At 69.1% G+C, this 15542-nt stretch carries 12 protein-coding genes and 2 pseudogenes; 5 read left to right on the top strand and 9 right to left on the bottom strand.

The window, feature by feature from the left end; genetic code table 11:
• Positions 1–525: hypothetical protein (locus AB0M54_RS47345; protein ID WP_364479833.1), on the top strand; the 525-nt coding region annotated here is incomplete at its 5' end.
• Between the two features lie 448 nt (positions 526–973).
• Here AB0M54_RS47345 and AB0M54_RS47340 read toward each other — a convergent pair.
• A complete protein-coding gene (locus tag AB0M54_RS47340; protein WP_364479830.1) occupies positions 974–2563 on the bottom strand; it encodes an FGGY-family carbohydrate kinase in 1590 nt (529 codons plus the stop codon).
• A 3-nt stretch (positions 2564–2566) separates the two neighbouring features.
• Positions 2567–4825, bottom strand: a complete 2259-nt coding sequence (locus AB0M54_RS47335; protein ID WP_364479827.1) for an aminotransferase class III-fold pyridoxal phosphate-dependent enzyme — start codon at positions 4823–4825, stop codon at positions 2567–2569.
• Between the two features lie 128 nt (positions 4826–4953).
• Here AB0M54_RS47335 and AB0M54_RS47330 point away from each other — a divergent pair, with 128 nt between their 5' ends.
• Together AB0M54_RS47330 and AB0M54_RS47325 are read left to right on the top strand one after the other, a co-directional pair.
• Positions 4954–6147 carry a helix-turn-helix domain-containing protein gene (locus AB0M54_RS47330; RefSeq protein WP_364479825.1) on the top strand — a complete coding sequence of 398 codons (1194 nt, stop codon included), beginning with the start codon at positions 4954–4956 and terminating at the stop codon, positions 6145–6147.
• Positions 6148–6163: 16 nt separating this feature from the next.
• Positions 6164–6637 (top strand): hypothetical protein, encoded by a 474-nt coding sequence (locus tag AB0M54_RS47325; protein ID WP_364334485.1) that lies wholly within the window; start codon positions 6164–6166, stop codon positions 6635–6637.
• A gap of 34 nt (positions 6638–6671) precedes the next feature.
• Here the strand turns inward: AB0M54_RS47325 and AB0M54_RS47320 are convergent, their stop codons facing one another.
• Positions 6672–8351, bottom strand: coding sequence for an ISAzo13 family transposase (locus AB0M54_RS47320; protein ID WP_364479822.1), 1680 nt, complete (start codon positions 8349–8351; stop codon positions 6672–6674).
• Between the two features lie 86 nt (positions 8352–8437).
• On the opposite strand from AB0M54_RS47320, the gene AB0M54_RS47315 reads away from it, so the two are divergent.
• Positions 8438–9040 carry a TetR/AcrR family transcriptional regulator gene (locus AB0M54_RS47315; protein ID WP_364334479.1) on the top strand — a complete coding sequence of 201 codons (603 nt, stop codon included), beginning with the start codon at positions 8438–8440 and terminating at the stop codon, positions 9038–9040.
• Positions 9041–9125: 85 nt separating this feature from the next.
• Here AB0M54_RS47315 and AB0M54_RS47310 read toward each other — a convergent pair whose 3' ends face one another.
• Genes AB0M54_RS47310 through AB0M54_RS47300 form a run of 3 tightly spaced genes read right to left on the bottom strand, consistent with a single transcriptional unit; the run spans position 9126 to position 13707 of the window.
• Positions 9126–10472 (bottom strand): GH1 family beta-glucosidase, encoded by a 1347-nt coding sequence (locus AB0M54_RS47310; protein WP_364334476.1) that lies wholly within the window; start codon positions 10470–10472, stop codon positions 9126–9128.
• 11 nt (positions 10473–10483) lie between these two features.
• Positions 10484–11683 (bottom strand): MFS transporter, encoded by a 1200-nt coding sequence (locus AB0M54_RS47305; RefSeq protein WP_364334473.1) that lies wholly within the window; start codon positions 11681–11683, stop codon positions 10484–10486.
• Complete coding sequence (locus tag AB0M54_RS47300) at positions 11680–13707, bottom strand: hypothetical protein (protein ID WP_364479819.1); 2028 nt, start codon at positions 13705–13707, stop codon at positions 11680–11682. The genes AB0M54_RS47305 and AB0M54_RS47300 overlap by 4 nt, the downstream gene beginning before the upstream one ends.
• A gap of 171 nt (positions 13708–13878) precedes the next feature.
• Between AB0M54_RS47300 and AB0M54_RS47295 the strand changes: the two are divergent.
• Positions 13879–14074 (top strand): annotated as a pseudogene (locus AB0M54_RS47295) (MqnA/MqnD/SBP family protein); the annotation flags it as partial.
• 45 nt (positions 14075–14119) lie between these two features.
• Here the strand turns inward: AB0M54_RS47295 and AB0M54_RS47290 are convergent.
• From AB0M54_RS47290 to AB0M54_RS47280, 3 genes and pseudogenes are all read right to left on the bottom strand, one after another.
• Positions 14120–14464: pseudogene (locus tag AB0M54_RS47290) on the bottom strand (transposase family protein); the annotation flags it as partial.
• A 345-nt stretch (positions 14465–14809) separates the two neighbouring features.
• A complete protein-coding gene (locus AB0M54_RS47285; protein WP_364479816.1) occupies positions 14810–15085 on the bottom strand; it encodes an SAM-dependent methyltransferase in 276 nt (91 codons plus the stop codon).
• A 7-nt stretch (positions 15086–15092) separates the two neighbouring features.
• The coding region (locus tag AB0M54_RS47280) for an SAM-dependent methyltransferase (protein ID WP_364479813.1) at positions 15093–15542 on the bottom strand (450 nt) is incomplete at its 5' end.

Below are 15542 nucleotides of genomic sequence, written 5' to 3'. Positions count from 1 at the left end.
CGACAGGATCATGGCGTCAGCATGACCATGGGAGCGGGCCAGGGTGCCGGACAAACCGCACGTCAGACCCCGCGGCCGGGTTTCCGAACGGCACACGCTCGGATGGCCGTACCCCATTTAAGAGAAGTGCCGTGGGCAGAGATCTCGTCCAGTTTCCACAGCATGGCGGAGGCGCACGAGGAATTCCGTCACATGGCGGACATCGTTGACAGCGTCTTCGGACGCGACGCGGCCGAGACGCTGGCCGGGTGCACATCCATGCACGACCTGAACGTCGTAACCCGACCCATCCCGGAACCTCCCTACGACGTGATCAGGGTCTGTTCGCCGTCCTCGATGTGGCCTGTCCGTACCGGCCATGTCGTCATCGAGCACCTCACCGTGACGGGACGCAACGATCGGATAGAGCGTCCGACCTCCGACGCGGTGCCGTTGTTCTGGCGCTTCATGGTCGAGAAGTACGGTATTGCGCCCATCCGGACAGAGTCTAGCGACACCGATCCGAGCCCTCCCGCCCAGGCTTGACGAACACAGGAACGTCATCCAGCCCTCGGTTCGCGAACCCAATTCGCCGCCATCACCGTGATGCCGGAGCCGGAGCCGGAGCCGGGTTTGGGTCCGAACGAGCGCTGTTGTTCCTGCTGGAACGCGGCGATGGCGATACGAGCGGCACGCTCTTGAGGCGGCCGAGGCACGCGTGCGCTGATCTGATCACGCCAGTGACAGTTTGTTCCAGGCTTGAAGGATGGGATCGGCCGGCTGGCGGTTCGGGGGCGCTGTGGTGGTGTCGATGAAGAGCAGGCGATCGTTGGTGTCCTGCTGTGGGTCAGTGCACACGGCCTAGCCGGGCGGCCAGGACTACCGCGACCCATCGCCCGCCACGGCGCCGCGGGGGGCGGGCTGACTCCGGGTCGGTCGGCGGCGGCACCACATCAGCGACGGTCATCGCCACACAGTACGGGTATCCCGGCGATCAGTGGTTGAGTCGTTTGTAGACCGGGGCCAGACGCTTGTGCAGCATCTGGTACACGTCGAACAATTCGTTGTACGTCGCGCGGTGGGCGGCCGTCGGTTCGAAGACGACGTCGTTGCGTATCAGGTCGGGGATCTCGGCGAAGGAGATCATGCCCGCGCCCACCGCGCCGATCCAGCCGGCGCCGCGGGCGTTGACCGCGACCGGCCGGGCGTCGCGGCGGATCTCGATGCCCAGCACGTCGGCGAAGATCTGGCACCACGAGTCGGACCGCGCGCCGCCGCCGGTGATCACCATCGAGGTGACTGGCGCGCCGAGGAACCGGTCGACGGCGCCGACCAGCCAGCGGGTGTTGAGCGCGACCCCCTCGAATACCGCCCGCAGCAGGTCCGAGCGGTTGGTGCCGAGGGAGATGTTCAGGAAGCCGGCGCGCAGGTTCGGATCGTCGACCGGTGCGCGTTCGCCGTACAGCCAGGGTGTGTAGACCACGCCGTGGGAGCCGGGCGGCACGGTCGGGATGATCTGGTCGAAGGCGTCGAAGATCGTGCCCTCGTCGCGGCTCAGCAGGTGGCCGGCGCCGATCAGCGGGTCGTCGTACTCCACGATCTTGTCGCGCAGCCAGGTCAGGTTGGCGCCCGCGGTGGCCTGCAGGGCGGTCATCAGGTACCGGTCCGGCACGGCGCAGGGCAGCGACGCGATCTGGGAGAAGATGTCGGTCTTCTTGCGCGGAACGTGCGCGGCGATCCACGACGAGGTGCCGACGTACAGGTGCGGCTGGTTGTCGCCGGTCGTGCCGGCGCCCACAGCCGCCGCCGTATTGTCGATGGCACCCGCCACCACCCGCACCGACTCCGGCAGTCCCAGGTGTGCCGCGGCGCTGGGCGACAGCGTGCCGATCACCTCGGTGCAGGCGACGATCGGCGGCAGCTTGTCGGGGTCGATGCCGCAGTCGGCGACCAGCGCGGGGGAATAGCGGATGTCCGACGCCCGCCGGTTGTCGGTGAGCCACGAGCTCAGGATCGAGTCGACGGTGGCCACCGTGCGACCGGTCAACTTGAGGTTGATCCAGTCGAGCACGTTGAGGAACGTGGCGGTGCGCTCGTACACCTCCGGCATCGCGTCGCGGACCAGGAGCATGTGCGCCGCCGGGTCCTTGCCCGCCAGCGACGGCATGCCCCCGGTCAGGCGCAGCCAGCGCGCGATCCGGCGCACCGACATCCCGTCGTACGACACGAAGCCGCCGAACTGCCGGCGCAGGTTGGCTGCCCCGCGCATGTCGAGCCAGCTGATGCACGCGGTCAGCGGCTCACCCGCGGCGTCCACGGCGATCGTGCCCTCGCCCTGGGTGGAGGCGCATACGGCGGTGACCTCCCGCAGGTGCTCCGGGTGGCTGCGGCCGAGGTCCGCGACGACAACGGCCAGCGCCTTCCACCACTCGACCGGGTCCTGTTCGGCGCCGCCGCCCGGCAGCACCCGCAGCGGCACCGCCTGCTCGGCCCAGCCGGTGACGGTGCCGTCGGCCGCTACCAGGGCGGCCTTCATCCCCGAGGTGCCGAGGTCGATCGCGAGGATCTGGGGCGGCGTTCCCACCGGTCAGGCTCCCTCGACCTGCGCGAACACCCGGTCGAAGCGGTCCAGCGCGTCGTCGATGACCTCGTCGGTGTCGGCCATCGAGGTGTACATCCGCGACCCGGCCAGCGTGATGATGCCGTGGGCCGCGTACGCCGCACCCATCTGCTCCATCAGCTTCTTGCGGGGCTTGTTCTCCTTCAGCAGCTTGAGGGGGTTGTGCATGTCCAGCAGCATGACACCGCTGCATTCCAGGTGGACGATCGAGCCCTGGTTGTAGGCGACGTACGGCAGGCCGTACTTGTCGATGAGCCGCTGCAACCCCCGGGTGAGCCGGTCGCCCGCGCGCCCGGCGATGACCGGCGCGTTGGTCCGGGCCATCTCCTCGATCGCGAAGTAGCCGGCCGCACAGGACAGGGGGTTCGCCGAGAGCGTCCCGCCGACCTGGATGTGCGCCCCGCTTTTGCCGTCTAGACCGGAGCCGAAGCATGCCATGATGTCGGCCCGCCCGCCGACCCCGCCGGCCATCGGGTATCCGCCGGAGACGGCCTTGCCGAGCACGGTCAGGTCGGGCTTGACGCCGAAGTAGCCGGCCGCGCCGCCCAGGCCGAGCCGGAAGCCGGTGACCACCTCGTCGAAGATGAGCAGCGCGCCGAACTCGTCGCACAGCTGGCGGACCTTGGCGTTGAAGTCACGCGGCACCGGCCGGGTGCCGGACTCGGGGCCGACCGGCTCGACGATGACCGCGGCCGTGCCGCCCCGGGCCTTGTTCTCGATGAGCTTGCGCCGGAGCTGGCCGAGGTCGTGCGGGAACGCCTCGCGGGTGCTGTTGGTTGCGCCGAACGGGATGCCCTTGCTGTTCATCCGGTAGGTGCCGGGCACCCGCAGGCCGTAGACCATGGTGTCGGACCAGCCGTGGTACGCGCCGCCGACCTTGATCACCACCTTCTTGCCGGTGAAGGCACGCGCGCCCCGGACCGCGGCCATCACGGCCTCGGTGCCCGAGCCGAGCGCGCGGTACATCTCGATGTGCGGCATGTACCGGTGGATGATCTCGGCGAGCTTGAGCTCGTACTCGTGGAACAGGCCCGTCACCGGGCCGGACTCCCGGATCACGGCCGCCACCTGCTCGTTGACCGGGGCGTAGTTGCTGCCCAGGATCGTCGGGCCACCGGCCTGCAGGAAGTCGATGTAGGTGTTGCCGTCCCGGTCGGTCAGGTATGCGCCCTCGGCCCGGTCCACGGCCAGCGGGAAGGGGTAGTTGAAGGCCAGGTTGTGCTGCACGCCGCCGGGGATGCGCAGCTTCGCCCGATCGGTGATCTCCTTGCTGGCCGTGCATTTGGTGTCGAAGTAGTTGAGCACGTCCAGCAACGCGTCGTGCCGCAGCCCGCGGATGGGCTGGGCCACCAGCGCCTTGAGCCGGCGCATGGTGTCGTCGACGTCGAGGTATTCGCTGATCGCGTACCCGAGGTGGGCCGACTCGCCGCCGGGCGCCTCCACCACCGCGGGTGTGGGGGCACCGGCCGCGGCGACCGCGGCGGCCTTCTCGTCGGCGCTCGGCAGCTCCTCGGCCGCGGCGACCCGCACGGGTGGCACGGACTCGGTGATCTGCGCGGCGATCCGCTTCTGGTCCTTGCGCAGCTTGCTGAAGGCGATCTCACGGATCGCCTTCGGGATGGTGTAGATCTTGCCGCTCTCGGTGGTCAGCGCCAGCAGGTACGCCAGGGACACCTTCTCCAGCAGCGCCATCGCGAAGACGGCCCGGTCGGGGTCGGTGCCCAGCGCGATGATGCCGTGGTTGGCGATGATGAACGCGTTGTCGCCGCTGGTGACCTTCTTCTGCACGTTCTTGGCCAGGAAGCCGGTGCCGGACGGCGCGTAGGGGATGATCGACACCTGCTTGCCGAGGAAGCGCACCTGCTCGTCGGTGAGGGCCGGGATCTCCTTGCGCAGGAAGGCCAGCGCCGAGGCATACGGCTGGTGGGTGTGCACGATCGCGTTGACGTCCGGCCGCTCGCGGTAGATGTTGGCGTGCATCCCGCACTCGATGGACGGCGCGAGGCTGGTGCCGCCCTCGTCGGGCACGTGCTTGCCCTCGAAGTCGACGATGCAGATGTCCTCGACCCGCATCTTGTCGTAGTCGTAGTTGCTCGGGGTCACGGCGTACAGCCGGCGGCCGGGGACGCGAACCGAGATGTTGCCCTCCGTGGCCTTCAGATAACCACGGTTCAACATGGTCCGGCACATGTCCACGACGTGCTGGCGGGAGATACGGTGCTCCACGACAGTTCTCCTCTGCTCCCTGACACCAGTGGCGGCTCCCCTATCGTCGCGCCGGACCGGGACAAATTCTCCGTCGTTCCACCAGCGAGAAGCGCACCGGTTTTCATCACGCCGTGACAAGATTGGGCATGACTCCCTGGCGACGCCTGTCCCCGGACCTGTCCGCGGCGATGCGGCCCCAGCTGGCGGCGACCGTCCGGGAGGTCGCCGACGCGCTCACCGAGGCGACCCCCACGCTCGCCGAGGTGGAGAATTCCAAGGTCGAACGCGACGTGCTCACGGCGGTGACGGTCGCCCTGGAGCGCTTCCTCGAGCTGGTCGGCACCGACGAGCCCGCGCTGCCGCCGCGCTCCCGGGAGGTCTTCACCGGCCTCGGCGCGGCGGAGGCCCGCGAGAACCACGGACCCGAGGCGCTGCTCGCCACCTTCCGGCTGGCGGCGCGGGTGATGCTGCGCAAGGCCTGTGCGGCGCTCGCCGAGGTGCGCCCGGTGGACACCGCGGAGCTCATCGACCTCTCCGACGCGATCCATGCGTACGTCGACGAGCTGACCGCCGCGAGCACCGACGGGTTCGCCCTTCAGCTGCGCGAACAGGCCGGCGAGGGCGACCGGCGCCGGCGCCAGCTGGCGGAGCTCCTGCTGCGCGGCAGCGCCCCGGCGAGCGTGGTCGCTGCGGCCGCGGCCGGCATCGGCTGGCGGGCGCTCGACGCCGTGGTGCCCGTCGTCCTACCGCTGGAGCAGGCCCGCGACGCCCGCTTCCGCTACGGCGTGGACGGTGTCGTGGTCGAACGCGTACGTGATGCCGTGCTGCTCCTGCGGGCCGGGCCCCGCGCCGCCCGCTCCCAGCTCACCGACGCCCTGCACGGCCGCGGCGCCGTGGTGGGCCCGGCCCTGGAGTGGTCCCTGGTGCCCGAGGGGGTGCGCCTGGCCGAGCTGGCGGCCGGACTGGTCGGGCCGGACCGGCTGACCGGACCCGACCAGGCCCCGGTCTTCGCCGATGACCACCTCGCCACGCTGGCACTGCGGGGCGAGCCCGGTGCCCTGGCGGCGCTCTCGACCCACCGGTTGGCGCCACTCGCCGCGGTGCGGGCCACCCAGCGGGAACGCCTGCTGGAGACGCTGCACAGCTGGCTTATGCACTGGGGCTCACGCGCCGACGTGTCCGCGGACCTCTTCGTGCACCCGCAGACGGTGAGCTACCGGCTCAAGCACCTACGCGAGCTGCTCGGCGCCGACCTGGACAACCCGGCCACCCGCTTCGAGCTGCTGCTGGTCCTGGCCTCACCCGGCCTCGCGGCTGGTGCCCCGCAGCCGGCCCCCTGACCCCTGCGATCAGGCGGTGCTCCTCGCCGATGGCCTGGCGGAGGAACAGTCCCGCGCCGCAGGCGTCGAGCAGGGCACGCGCGTGGTGAAGCGTTCGCGGGCCCCGTCGCCATCGCCGGTCGCGGCGTGCGCGGTGCCCGGCGAGGAGCTGGGCCCCGCCGGCGTCGATCCGGGCGTCGGCCCGGGTCAGCAGATCGGCCGCGGTCTCGGAGTCAATCCGCGCATCATGGCGGTAGCTTTCGGCAGGTCATCTGAAACGAGCGTTTTGCATCCTCGGTACGTGTGGCTGCTCGCGGAGTCCGATGTATCGGCCCGGACTACCTCGACCCGCGGCTTGCGCTGTCCCACCACGGCAGTCCACCCAGCAAGCCGGTCCGGCATCCCGCTGGTCACCGCGGAACACGGCGGCCTCGCCGTCGTCGGGCCGGTTCCGGTTTCGGCCCCTCAATGGCAATGCCTGCGCCGCCAAGAATCACCAGCACGATGCTAGCGGCAATGCCGGGTAGTTAAGGGAGCGCAGAGATTTAACTTGCGGTCTTGATGTTGGGCGTGTCGATGCCGTTGGTGTTTGCGTAGTTGTAGAGCTCAGCGATGGTGGCGACCCTGTCTCGGCCAGGCCGGATGGTGTATCCGGCCTGGCCAAGTAGTTGGCGGGTCTCGCGGAGTCGGCGGTTGATGGTTTCGGCGCGGACGGTGAACAGGCGGGCGACGGCGACTTGAGGCAGGCCGAGCCGGTGGTGCAGGGCGGCGGCGAGGACGCGGTCGGCGAGGGTGAGGACGGGTCGGCGGCCGGTGCCGGGTGCGGTGATCCGGGGCCGGTGGCCGCGTCGTTGGTGCAGGCTGGTTTCGCGTTGCTGCTCGTGCAGGGTGAGCAGGGTGGCCATCAGCGTGTCCCATTCGCGGGCGGGTAGTCCGGTCACGGCCGGGTGGTTCAGCCAGGCCAGGTCGGGGCTGGGCTGGTCGAACGGGTCCGGGGTGGTGTTGATTTGTTCGAAGGGCTCGGGTTGCAGGGTGTAGTTCCAGTCGGGGTGCCAGTCGTGGCGGTGCAGGGGGAGCGCGGCGATCTGGCGGTCGTGGACGCGCACGCCGGTGTCGTAGACATTGGTGTCGAGTTCGGCGTGCACGCGCAGGCCGGTGCGGGTGGTTGTGGCGGCGATGGACTGAACGATGACTTCGTGGCTGGTCAACGGCCGTCCGCGCCAGTTCATGGTGATGTGGGAGAACAGGCGGTGCTCGATCTTGTTCCATTTCGAGGTGCCGGGCGGGAAGTGACAGACGGTGATCTGCAGGCCGGTCTGCCCGGCCAGGGCGGCCAATTCGGCTTTCCAGGCGCGGGTGCGGTAGCCGTTGGAGCCGCCTGCGTCTGCGGTGATCAGAAGACGCCGGGCGTTCGGGTAGTCGTGACAGCCTTGGCTGGCCCACCAGCGGCGGATCGACTCGACGGCGAACGCGGCGGTGTCGTGGTCGGTGCCGACGTTGACCCAGCCGGTGTCGGTGGTCAGGTCGTAGACGCCGTAGGGCACCGCTTTGCCCAGACTGTCGTCGAGGAAGTCGTGGGTGCGGGTGCGCACCGGTTCGCCGGCTGGACGCCATTGCCGTCCGGTGTTGGAGAACGGGCCGACCAGTTCCTTCTTCTTGGCGTCGACACTGACCACGGGATCGGTGCTGGCCTGATGGTCCTTGACCTGTTGATTGAGGTAGCGGAACTGCCCGTCACGGTCTGGGTGCTGCCGGCCCTCGATGGTTTTAGCGTTGGCCTGAAGGCTGAATCCGTGTTCCCGTAACAGATCGGCGACGGTATCGGCGCTGACTCGGTGGCCCTGCCGGGACAACTCGCCGGCAAGGTTCCGGGTCGACTTGGTCGTCCACCGCAGCGGCGACATCGGGTCACCGCGCTCGTCCGGCTCCACCAGGGCCATCAACGCGGCCAGCAGGCCCGGATCCCTTTCGGCGGCCCGTTTCCGGCCACCGCCGGGCCGGCGGATCCGGCCCAGCGGTGGTGCACCGGCTTCCACTTCATCGACACCCGCGGAGACCGTGGCCTCGCGCACACCAGCCGCTTTCGCCACCGCGCGGATCCCGCCATGACCCAAAGCTCGGGCCTCGGCGCCGAGCAGCAGACGACGCTGCCGCTCATCCAGATGCGGCAAGATCACCTGAAACTTCGCCGCCAGCGTCCTCAGAACCTCGCCACCGACCGTCATAGCAGATCAACGAAGCCGAATCCGCCAAGCTACGGCTTGTTTCCCGGCGGACCCTAACTACCCGGCATTGCGGCTAGGCTGGGCGAGTGCCTAGGCTGGTCGACCACGAGGTACGCAGGGCGGAACTTCTCGCGGCCACCTGGCGGGTGGTTCGGGCGCGCGGCGTCGAGGGCACCACCACCCGGGCGATCGCTGATGAGGCGGGGTGCTCGCTGAGTGTTCTCGCGCATTTCCTCGGCGGCAAGGACGACATTCTGGTGGCGGCGCAGAAGGCGGTCTACGAGCAGATCGTCGAGCGGGCCTTCCGGATCGGTGGGGATCTGTATGGTCTGGCCGGTCTGCGGGCCGCGCTGGACGCGGTGTTGCCGATAGATGATGAGCGGGCCGCGGATGCGCACGTCAACGTGGCTTTCGCCGGCGCGGCGCTGTCGCACCCACTGCTGGCCGAGTCCCGTCGTGAGTCGCACCGGGTGATCCGCGGGCATCTGCACACGTGTCTGCGTGAGGCCCGTGATCTGGACGAACTTCGGGTCGGCGTGGCGGATGAAGCGGTCATCGACGACTTCATCATCCTGGTCGAGGGCAGCACGCTGCTCAGCCTGGTGGACGGCTGGGCCGAGGAGGGCCGGGCAGAACGCCTGACCCGCCTCGCCGACGATTTCGTCAACCAGCTGAGATCGACCAACTGAGATCAAGCGGCTGAGATCAAGCAGCTCAGGGTGACCGGCTGAGGCCGGCCGACAGGGCGGCCGGCCTCCGGGATGGGGACCGGGATCAGCGCTGGCCGGCGATCAGGTCGCGGTACCAGTACCAGGAGTCCTTGCGCGTGCGGGCAAGGGTTTCCCGGTCCACGTAGACCAGTCCGAACCGTTCGTCGTAACCCGCCGCCCACTCGAAATTGTCGAACGCAGACCAGACGTAGAAACCGTCCACCCGCACCCCGGAATCGATCGCCGCCGCGACCGCCCGCAGATGCGAGTCCAGATAGGAGATGCGGCGCGGATCGCGCACCCGGCCGTCCGGGTCGGGCGGCGTGTCGTGGAACGACGCGCCGTTCTCGGTGACGATGATCGGCGGCAACGCCGGATAGCGTTCGCGCAGGGCGACGAGGATCTCGGTGAGTGCCCCGGGCACGATCGCCCATCCGAAGTCCGTGCGCTCATCGCTTTTCACCGGCACCGGCGAGAACGGCATCCCGTCCGGAATGTCGACCTCCAGCACCCCGGCGTAATCCTTTCCCTCGCGGGGCGCCTCGATCGCGGTCGGTTCGTAAAAATTGACCCCGTAGAAGTCCAGCCGGGCCCCGATCAGTTCCAGATCCCGGTCGAGCTGCGCGCCCGACGTGCCGATTCCGGCGCGGATCATCTCGTCCGGGTAGTCGCCGAGCAGGACCGGATCGGAGAAGGTCCAGTTGGTCAGGTTGCGGAACATCTCGGCGGCGAACACGTCGGCCGGGTCGTCACCGGCCGGACTGACCGGGAAGTGCTGGTTGGCGATGCCGATCGCGCCCGCGTCGTGGGTCCGCAGCACCTGCACGGCCAGCCCGTGGGCGAGCAGCTGGTGGTGGGCGGCGGGCAGGGCCCTGAGGCCGAGTCCGCGGGCCGGGGCGTGGTCGCCGAGCGCATACCCGTAGAGGGTGTGCACGTTCATCTCGTTCATCGTGATCCAGTCCCGGACCCGGTCGCCGAGCCGCAGCACGAGGGTGCTGGCGTAGTCGGCGAGCCGGTGCGCGGTGTCCCGGTTCATCCAGCCGCCGCGGTCCTCCAGCTCCTGCGGCAGGTCCCAGTGGTACAGCGTGGGAACGGGCCGGACCCCGGCGGCGAGCAGCGCGTCGACCAGCCGGTCGTAGAAGTCGAGCCCACCGCTGCCGGCCAGCACCCGGGGCCAGGAGATCGAGAAGCGGTAGTCCTGCACCCCGGCGTCGGCGATGTGACCGACGTCCTCGGCGTACCGGTGGTAGTGATCGATGGCCACCCGGCCGTCCTCACCGTGCCGGACCGTTCCGGGCTGTGCCGTGAAGGTGTCCCAGATGCTCGGGCTCTTGCCGTCGGCGTCCCAGGCGCCCTCGATCTGGTACGCCGAGGTCGCCATGCCGAAGCGGAAACCAGGTGGGAATTGCATCGAAGATCCTTTCAAGGCAGTGCTTTCAAGCGGGGCAGGCAAGCCAGAGCGACCAGCGCGACCGCAGCGGTGAGCAGGTAGAGCGTGGAGTAACCGCCGAGCCGGGTGACGATCGGCGCGGCGATCACCGGGGCGAGCAGCTGCGGCAGGGTTCCGGCGATGTTGGCGACGCCGAGCATGGTGGCCCGGGTCTCGGCGTCCGGCAGGACATGCATGATCACCGCCATGTCGACCGCGACGTAGGCGCCCCATCCCGCGCCGACCAGCACTGAAGCGCCGATCACCACGGGGACCACCGGGAACAGCGCCATCAGCGTGGTCCCCGCGGCCAGGATCACCGCGCCGGCCGCGACGAACACCCGGCGGCGCCCCCAGCGGTCCGACAGCACCCCGCCGGCGAAGCCGAAGATGCCGGCGAACAGCACGTTCACCACGGTCAGCACGAGCACCCAGAGCGCCGCGTCGGCCACACCGACCCGGTCGGACAGGAAGTAGAAGAGGTAGACCAGCACCAGCGCGTTGACCAGGTTCAGCAGGAAGCGGATCACCCAGGCCCAGGCGAACTGGGCGCCCGGACGCAGCACCACCGCCCAGCGGATCGGCGTCCGCTCGCCGGTGACCCGTACGGCGTCGCCCCGCATCGACAGCAGCAGGGCGACGCCGAGCGCGGGCACCGCCACGGCTACCGCGATGTAGCCGGGCGCACCCTGACCCACCGCGACGGCCAGGGCGGTGCCGAGCACCACGCCGACGATCTGGGCGACGCCGAACAGCGCGCCGACCGTGCCGCGCTGCCGTTCCGGCACCCGGTCGCCGATCAGCGCGGCCAGGGCGGCGAGCGGGCCGTTCAGCCCGGTCTGGACCAGCACCCAGCCGACGATCATCAGGGTCCGTGTGTCGGCGGCGGAGAGGACCAGCAGGCCCGCTACACCGATGGCGGTGCCGGCCACGAAGATCGGCCCGCGCCGGGAGCCCATCCGGTCGGAGAGGGCGCCCCACAGCGGGTTGGCGACCAGGGAGGCCCCCGCGCCGATCGCGGTCACGACGGCGAGCAGGGCCTCTTTGCCGTCCTCACCGGCGAGCCGGGCGGCGTGCTCGGGGAGCAGGATCTGGATCGGCCCGAACCAGCCGGCGGCCACTCCGATCATCGCCAGTGCGTACGCGACCATCCATCGCGTACGCACCGGCGACTCGATGACGACATCCGTCACGAACGAGCCTTCTCCCACATGACGACGTACGCCTCGGCCCCGCTCATCAACTGCTTGGTGAGCAGCGCCTTGTCCGACCCGGCCTGATTGGTCAGGTCGGTGATCCAGTCGGCGTACAAGCCGTACTGGGCGACGCCGTCGGTGTTCAGGTCGAAGGTGCGGGTGCCCCAGACCTGCTTGGCGACCTTGGTGCCGTTCACCGCGGTGAACGGGTAGGTGAGCGGACTGGATCCGGCGTTCAGACGGGGAGCGGCCTGCGGGCCGAGCCCGTTCACGTCGGAACCCATCCCGTACCCGGTGATCTTCGTGCCGTTGGCGAGGGCCTTGTTGGCGCGCCACTCGTCGAGGAACGTCGGGTCGCCGGAGCCGTCGTCGGTGGCCGCGTAGGCGTACGAGGCGACGAACCCGCCGAGCCCGAGCACTCGGTTCACCAGGGCCCGGTCGGCCCACGTGTGCACCGAGGTGACCCCGGCGTACCTGGACTGCTCGGCCATGTCGAGCACCGCGCTCGCGGTCTTCACGCCCATGTGGTCGACGTGAATGATCATGCCCCGGTCCATCATCTTCTGAACCAGGTACCGGCCGAGCGTGGTGAGCCCGCGAATGTTGCAGATCTTGCCGCTCGGGTAGACCGGCAGGATCGCGCCGGCCGGCAGCGCGGCGCCGAGTGCGAGCAGCTTGGTGAAGTCGTCACTGACCAGCGGCTGCTCGTTGTCGGACGGCCCGGTGCAACTGGTCGCCTGCCACCAGTGGCCGGTGGAGATCAGGTTGCCGACGTTCACGGCCGCCCCGGTGACGCCCTCGTCGAAGCGGGTCCCGCCGAACGCGTTGTCGAACTTGTGCACGGGGTAGATGCCGCTGACGCCCATGCCCTGCAGCTCGTCGAGGCCGGCGTCGATCTGCGCTGTGGTGCACTGCGGAACGTCCTTGATCTCCCGGCATCCGAAGATCTCCGAGTTCTCCACTCCGATGGTGACCGCGAGCTTGCCCTGGGCGGCGATGGCGCGCACCTCGGCGGGCGTGGTGGCCAGCCGGAACCAGCCCTTGCCCGGTCCGCCGCTGCGGGCGTCGATGTAGTCCTGCATCTTTCGCAGGTACGTCGACTGCGCCCGGACCTGGTCCATCTCGTCGCAGGAGGTGTGCTCCGGGGTCAGTCCGCAGATCACCCGGTTCGCCACCAGCAGCACGTTGAGCACCCGCTGACCGGACTGCCAGGCACGTTCCAGGCTGCGGAAGTACGACGCCTCGTGGAGCATCGTGTCGTGCTGCGGCCAGTCGGTGAAGGACGGCCAGCCCTGCTCGGACGAGTTGATCGGGTCGGTGCCCGCGATGATCGCCTCGAGCAGCGCGCCCCAGCCCAGCGTGGCGTGCGAGGCGCAGCCGGCCAGCGCGACCCGGGCTCCGCCGGGGGCGTACGGGTCCCCGCAGTGCAACGACCCGCCGAAGGCCTCAGCCGCGACGATGTGCGCGTGCGCGTCGACCCAGCCGACCAGCTTGCCGCCGGAGTCGACCGCCGGGGACGGGGTGCCGCTCACTCCGGTGGTGATGTCCGGGATCGCGGCGCAGCCGGTGGCCGGGGTGAGCGCCATGGTCGCGCTGCCGGCGCCGAGCCCGCCGAGGTAGGACCCCATCTGCTGCCCGGTAGCCGTCGAGACCAGGCGGTACCGGCCGGCCGACGAGCTGACCGTCCAGTCGGCCCGGTCGCCGTACGAGCTGCCGGCCCAAACCCAGCCGACCGTGCTCTGGTACGGCGGCGCGCCGGTGTGGTCGCGAAGCTGGTACCGGCCGAGCTGGGTGGCCTCGAACCGGAACGGCTCGGCCTTGGTGGCCGTGCCGGTGAAGCCGTACCCGACCGAGTCCTTGAAGACGTAGCCGAGTGAGGTGGATCCGTTGAACACCTGGAGGGAGACGCACGCGCCCTCCAGGTCGTAAGCAGGCGTCCAGGTCGCCGCCGCTTCGGCGGGCGCGGACAGCCCGCCGATGAGGCCCAGCACCAGGACACCCGCAAGCAGCTTGCGACCCACGGGGCACCCCCTTGGTAGATCAAGTGATCCGATAAGGCGGAGTGTAGAAAGTCACATGCCGTTAATCCAGAGGTGAATGTGAATATTTTTCTTGGCGGTAAGTCAGGGTGTGGCGCACTGGACAACCCGGCCGCCGAGCATCCGGCATCCGGCAGGACTAGCGTGACGCCTGTGGCGCTCTCCCTGGCTGTCTCCCCCCGGCCCGAACGACACGTTCGTCTTCCACGCGCTGATACACGGCCTGGTCCCCGGCGCGCCCGGGATCGACCTGACCTTCGCGGACGTCGACGTGACCAACACGGCCGCCGAGCGTGGCGAGTTCGACCTGGTCAAGGTGAGTTACGCGGCGCTGCCGTGGCTGCTCGACAAGTACTGCGCCGCGGGCCTGCTGGGCGGTGGTCCACTCGGCGATCACCGCGTCCAGGACATCGGCGTCGGTGCAGACGCGCCATAGTGTGGAGCGTGACGGTCGTCCGGCCGGACGGGCCTCGACCCGGGCGTACAGGCCGTCGAGGATGTCGGCGGGAACGTCGGCGACCCAGCCGCTGATCGCGCTGTAGCCCTTCGATCCGGCTACCGTGGCCGCCGCGACCAGCGCGTGCACGAGCGCGACCGGATGATCACGCCCTTGGTCCGAGCGGCCGTCAGAGACAGCGAGCAGCAACTCCAGCAGAGCGTGACACGAAGGCGTGAACGAGATGTCTCCGGGCAGCGGCGCGGGCGACGGATCGGCGATGAGGGTGGCAGACTGCGGCACGACGAAGCTCCGTTGAACCAGTTCTGTGAAGAGGACCTGGTCTCAACGGAGCTTCGTCTATTTCCGACACGCTGACACCGGCGCAATCACTCACCGCAACTAGCAATCTTGAAACGGCCGTGGCGCCCTCAGTGACTGAATATCGCTTTGGCCGGCGGCGCTGTAGCCGCCGGGAACCTGCTTGCCCGAACGACGGGTTCGGTTGCGACACCAGGCACGCCGATTCTGCGACAAGGTCCAGCATTTGACCTCGGATCTTGTCGCTGCGAACAGTCTACTTACAGGGAGGAAAGGCTCGTGCAAGTACCACGTCGTGCAACAGTGCCGCCGCGAGCCGTGCGCGCCTTACCGCTTGCGGGCGATCACAGCCCAGCCCGGAATCTCGTGCCGGCGCGGCAGCGGGCGATCAGCCTCGGGACGCCATTCGCTCAGGTGAACAAGCCCTGGCTCGACGGGCCACAAGCCGCGGAAAAGCTCGGTGATCTCGGCCTTGCCCCTTGGCCAGGTATCGAGTTTGCCGGCCTCCATCAACTTCTGCGCAACGGCAGCTTGTTCCGGAAGAGCGAAATCAGAGGTGCTGTGGGTCAGCACGAGGTAACTGCCGGAAGGCATAGCGTCCATCAACCGATCAACCGATCAACCGATCAACGATCGGCTTCGCCGCGCCGGCGCCCATGATGAAATGGAGGACCGCGATGAGCATGACGGCGACCGGCTTCGACAGGTCGAGCGTGCCGGTTACGGCCCCGGCGCGCAGAATCGCGTCAGGGTCGCGCAGGTCAGCTTCGAGATAGCTCGTCTTGCCTTGTGGGGTGCTGGTGAGCAGTGCACGGGCGTGGACGAGCACGAGCGGGTCGTTGTCCACATAGACGACTCGCGAGATCGGCGCGACCCGCTGAGCGATCTGGTGCGTGTTGTCAACCGTCGGCAGGCCGGTGCCGACGTCGAGGAACTGACGGATACCGGCCTCACCAGCCAAATAGCGCACCGCGCGGGACAAGAACCCCCGCGAGGCACGAGCCATCTGGACCACGCCCGGGAAGACCTTCATGTATTCGTCACCGGCTGCGCGGTCGAC

The sequence above is a fragment of the Actinoplanes sp. NPDC051470 genome, from assembly GCF_040682035.1.
In the GTDB taxonomy this organism is placed as follows: domain Bacteria; phylum Actinomycetota; class Actinomycetes; order Mycobacteriales; family Micromonosporaceae; genus Actinoplanes.
The sequence above is the reverse complement of the archived record's forward strand: the minus strand, read 5'-3'. Positions and strand labels throughout refer to the sequence as shown.

Coding starts and splice junctions, on each gene's coding strand:
- AB0M54_RS47330 (WP_364479825.1), top strand. CDS start 4,954: ATGACTCCCTGGCGACGCCTGTCCCCGGACCTGTCCGCGGCGATGCGG.
- AB0M54_RS47320 (WP_364479822.1), bottom strand. CDS start 8,351: ATGACGGTCGGTGGCGAGGTTCTGAGGACGCTGGCGGCGAAGTTTCAG.
- AB0M54_RS47310 (WP_364334476.1), bottom strand. CDS start 10,472: ATGCAATTCCCACCTGGTTTCCGCTTCGGCATGGCGACCTCGGCGTAC.
- AB0M54_RS47285 (WP_364479816.1), bottom strand. CDS start 15,085: ATGGACGCTATGCCTTCCGGCAGTTACCTCGTGCTGACCCACAGCACC.